This window comes from Burkholderia sp. SIMBA_062 (assembly GCF_046534765.1).
Taxonomy (GTDB): domain Bacteria; phylum Pseudomonadota; class Gammaproteobacteria; order Burkholderiales; family Burkholderiaceae; genus Burkholderia; species Burkholderia ambifaria.
Window position 1 is genome coordinate 1 of record NZ_JAWRYD010000077.1, and the last position, 3,657, is coordinate 3,657.

At 60.6% G+C, this 3,657-nt stretch carries 4 protein-coding genes and 2 tRNA genes; 4 read left to right on the forward strand and 2 right to left on the reverse strand.

Features of this window, described 5'->3' with window-relative positions:
- Nucleotides 1-124: 124 nt before the first annotated feature.
- Nucleotides 125-328: a cold-shock protein gene (locus SB786_RS35350; RefSeq protein ID WP_006750857.1), complete on the reverse strand. Its 204-nt coding sequence runs from the start codon at nucleotides 326-328 to the stop codon at nucleotides 125-127.
- Nucleotides 329-719: 391 nt separating this feature from the next.
- Here SB786_RS35350 and SB786_RS35355 point away from each other — a divergent pair, with 391 nt between their 5' ends.
- Both SB786_RS35355 and SB786_RS35360 read left to right on the forward strand, forming a co-directional pair.
- Nucleotides 720-983, forward strand: coding sequence for a hypothetical protein (locus SB786_RS35355; protein WP_410731458.1), 264 nt, complete (start codon nucleotides 720-722; stop codon nucleotides 981-983).
- 500 nt (nucleotides 984-1,483) lie between these two features.
- Complete coding sequence (locus tag SB786_RS35360) at nucleotides 1,484-2,626, forward strand: porin (protein WP_410731460.1); 1,143 nt, start codon at nucleotides 1,484-1,486, stop codon at nucleotides 2,624-2,626.
- Nucleotides 2,627-2,735: 109 nt separating this feature from the next.
- Here the strand turns inward: SB786_RS35360 and greB are convergent, their stop codons facing one another.
- Nucleotides 2,736-3,299, reverse strand: coding sequence for a transcription elongation factor GreB (gene greB, locus SB786_RS35365; protein ID WP_410731461.1), 564 nt, complete (start codon nucleotides 3,297-3,299; stop codon nucleotides 2,736-2,738).
- A 130-nt stretch (nucleotides 3,300-3,429) separates the two neighbouring features.
- Between greB and SB786_RS35370 the strand changes: the two genes are divergently transcribed.
- Together SB786_RS35370 and SB786_RS35375 are read left to right on the forward strand one after the other, a co-directional pair.
- Nucleotides 3,430-3,506: transfer RNA gene (locus SB786_RS35370), tRNA-Arg, on the forward strand.
- A 67-nt stretch (nucleotides 3,507-3,573) separates the two neighbouring features.
- Nucleotides 3,574-3,650: transfer RNA gene (locus SB786_RS35375), tRNA-Arg, on the forward strand.
- Nucleotides 3,651-3,657: the final 7 nt, after the last annotated feature.

Consider the following 3,657-nt stretch of genomic DNA (forward strand, 5'->3'; position numbering starts at 1 on the left):
CACTTCATTCGCTGTGACCAGCTTATGGCGGGACTTGCACCCGCAGGAGTGCGCCCATGCTGGGCGCACAAGCAAAAAGCCCCCGCGATGCGGGGGCCGGACGTGATCGGCAGTGCGTGGCGCGTCAGACCGCCTGGATATTCGCTGCCTGCTTGCCTTTCGGCCCAAGTTTCACCTCAAAGGAAACGCGCTGGTTTTCCTTCAGCGTTTTGAAGCCGTCCATCCGGATTTCGGAAAAGTGCGCGAACAAATCTTCACCGCCGTTGTCTGACGTAATAAAGCCGAAACCTTTAGCATCGTTAAACCATTTTACGATACCGGTATCCATACCTTTCTTCCCCACTGGTTTAGATCAAAAAAGCTACTGATATAGCCGCCTCCCGAAATCCCGCAACGGCGCGCCGATACCCACCCCCAGCGCTCCGCCCGGGGACGGAGTGCTCACTTTATAAATTGGACAATCCGGGTGCGTCAAGAAAATTTTTGGCGTTTTCTTTATCAAAAAAACGTCAATACCATTGGAATCGGTACACCAACCTCTTTTATTAATTGATTCGCATCAAAAACCTGTCAATATTACCGGGATCGGATCCCCAATAATCAATGCAGTGAAAAACCTACCGGGAAAAATCGGGTCGGTAAAATCCTCGGGTTTTTTCGGGTTGCGAAAAGCGGGGGACGTTGCGATGCTGGTGCCAAGCAATGGAAGGAGAAGGGTCATGTGGCTGGACGGAATCAAGCGCTTCGCGAGCCGGCTCGCACGCGCACGCCGCAAGTCCCGCGCGCTGGCCGAGCCGCGTGAAGCGCCGTGCGATACCGAGTTCGATCCGAACTGGCACGGCGATCATTGGCAGAACCTGCTGGCGTCGCCGCTGGACGCCCGTCACTACGTGATGGAAGACTGGACGTATACGCCGCTGCAAGCCGAAGCCGACGATCCGCCGCCGGCCGCCAAGCGCAAGCGGCGCTCGTACATGCAGTAGGGATCGGGAAGACCGGGCAAAAAAAAGCGCGACTGGGAAGTCGCGCCGACAAAGGTTTGGAGATCTTTTCCGTCAACGAAAAAGTCTGCTTCGGAAAGCAGAGATCGCAGTATAGCGAGAGAACATCCTTTCATTATCCATGCTCCACACAAACCTCTATTGCCGATGTGTCAATAATCGCGCTAGGCCAACCCTCGCCTGCCACTGAGCGCCTGTCGCGATCGCGCAACGCCTCGTACGCAGTCCTGAGTAGCATTTGCGCCTGCTGCGCCGCCGCAAAGTCTTGATGGCCGTGGCTCTGCGCGCATGCACCTATTTTTTGCGGGATTCAAAATACAGTATTGCAGGAAGCGGTTTTCTTCCACGCCCGGACCGATCCGTACACTGCAAATGGTTTTCCGACGAGGGTGCCGCGCCCCACGCGCACGGCGTCGCCGACCCGCGACGCCGCCGATGCCCGCAGCAGGTTCGATCGACATCATCCTGTTTGGAGACAGATCATGAAAAAGACCCTGATCGTCGCCGCATTGGCGGGCGCGGCTGCCAGCGCCGCCCATGCGCAAAGCAGCGTCACGCTGTACGGCCTGATCGATGCCGGCATCACCTACACGAACAACCAGCATGGTCACAGCGCGTGGCAGGAGACGAGCGGCTCGATCAACGGCAGCCGCTGGGGCCTGCGCGGCACCGAGGATCTCGGGGGCGGACTGAAGGCGATCTTCACGCTGGAAAACGGCTTCGGCATCAACAACGGTTCACTGAAGCAGAACGGCCGCGAGTTCGGTCGCCAGGCGTTCGTCGGGCTCGCGCACGAAAGCTACGGCTCGCTCACGCTCGGCCGCCAGTACGACAGCATCGTCGACTTCCTCGGCCCGCTGTCCCTCACCGGCACCCAGTACGGCGGCACGCAGTTCGCGCACCCGTTCGACAACGACAACCTGAACAACTCGTTCCGGATCAACAACTCGGTCAAGTACCAAAGCGCGAACTACGGCGGCCTGAAGTTCGGCGGGCTGTACGGCTTCTCGAACTCCACCGGTTTCGCGAACAATCGCGCCTATAGCGTCGGCGCGTCGTACAGCTACATGGGTTTCAACGTCGCGGCCGCGTACATGCAGCTCAACAACAACATCAACGCGCTGGCGCTCGCGGCCACCGACCCCGGCGCGGTGGCCGGCGACTGGACCTTCGCAGCCAGCCGGCAGCGCACCTGGGGCGCAGGCCTGAACTACACGTTCGGGCCCGCGACGGCCGGTTTCGTGTTCACGCAGACACGCCTGACCAATTCCGCCGGGATCAGCGCCGGGCAGTCCGGCGTGTCGAGCGGCATCCCGCTCACCGGCGGCACGCGCTTCAACAATTACGAGGTGAACGGCCGCTACGCGCTGACGCCGGCGTTCTCGCTCGCGGGCTCGTACACGTACACCGACAGCCGTCTCGATGGCCAGACGCCCAGCTGGCACCAGTTCAACCTGCAGGCCGACTATGCGCTGTCGAAGCGCACGGACCTGTACTTGCAGAGCGAATACCAGCGGGTCAATACCAATGGGCTGGCGATCGGCGCGAACATCAACGGACTCGGCGCCGCGTCGTCGACGAACAAGCAGATCGCCGTCACGGCCGGCATGCGCCACCGCTTCTGAGCGATACGATTGGCCCCGGCCGTTCGACCGGCACCGTCATGACGAAGCGCCCCGCCCCGGGGCGCTTGTTCGTTTCAGCGCGGCGTGGCGCGGATGCGTCGCTTCGTGCTCACGCGTTGCCCGGTGCAGGATAGCGAACGTCGAGCACGTCGATCGGCTGCGGACCGGCCGGCGTCATCAGCGTGACGGTATCGCCGATCTTCGCCTTGATGAGCGCCCGCGCGACCGGCGAAATCCAGCTGACGCAACCGTGATCGAGATCGACCTCGTCGATCCCGACGATCGTGATGGTGTGATCCTCGCCGTCCGGCGTCGCATAGTCGACGGTCGCGCCGAAGAACACCTGGTCGACGTTCTCCTGCCGGCTCGCATCGACAACTTCGGCGAGATCGAGCCGCTTCGTCAGGAAGCGGATCCGGCGGTCGATCTCGCGCAGCCGCCGCTTGCCGTAGATGTAATCGCCGTTCTCCGACCGGTCGCCGTTCGACGCGGCCCACGACACGAGGCGCACGACTTCGGGACGCTCGACGTCGATCAGGTTCAGGAGCTCGTCCCTGAGCCGCTTGTAGCCGGCCGGCGTGATGTAGTTCTTCGTGCCCGCCGGGATCGCGGGTTGACTCGGGTCGAGATCGTCGTCGTCGCCGTCCGACTCTTTGACAAACGCCTTGTTCATGATGCGGATTCAAAATCTGGATGATCGATGCTTCAAGGGTACACGAAGGCGGCCGCACAATATCGTGCGACATATTTTGCGGATAAGGCTTCCCTTTTTATGCGACTCTGCTATACTTCCGCTTCTGCGTGCGGCTGTAGCTCAGTTGGATAGAGTACTTGGCTACGAACCAAGGGGTCGTGGGTTCGAATCCTGCCAGCCGCGCCACCTTTTTCGAGGGCCTTCCGAACCGAAGGCCCTTTCAGTTCAAAGTAGTAGTATTTTGTTTTTGCGTGCGGCTGTAGCTCAGTTGGATAGAGTACTTGGCTACGAACCAAGGGGTCGTGGGTTCGAATCCTGCCAGCCGCGCCACCTTTTT

What these genes read in the sequence shown, in the direction of transcription:
- SB786_RS35350 (WP_006750857.1), bottom strand. Translation starts at nt 328, where the DNA reads ATGGATACCGGTATCGTAAAATGGTTTAACGATGCTAAAGGTTTCGGC.
- SB786_RS35355 (WP_410731458.1), top strand. Translation starts at nt 720, where the DNA reads ATGTGGCTGGACGGAATCAAGCGCTTCGCGAGCCGGCTCGCACGCGCA.
- SB786_RS35360 (WP_410731460.1), top strand. Translation starts at nt 1,484, where the DNA reads ATGAAAAAGACCCTGATCGTCGCCGCATTGGCGGGCGCGGCTGCCAGC.
- greB (WP_410731461.1), bottom strand. Translation starts at nt 3,299, where the DNA reads ATGAACAAGGCGTTTGTCAAAGAGTCGGACGGCGACGACGACGATCTC.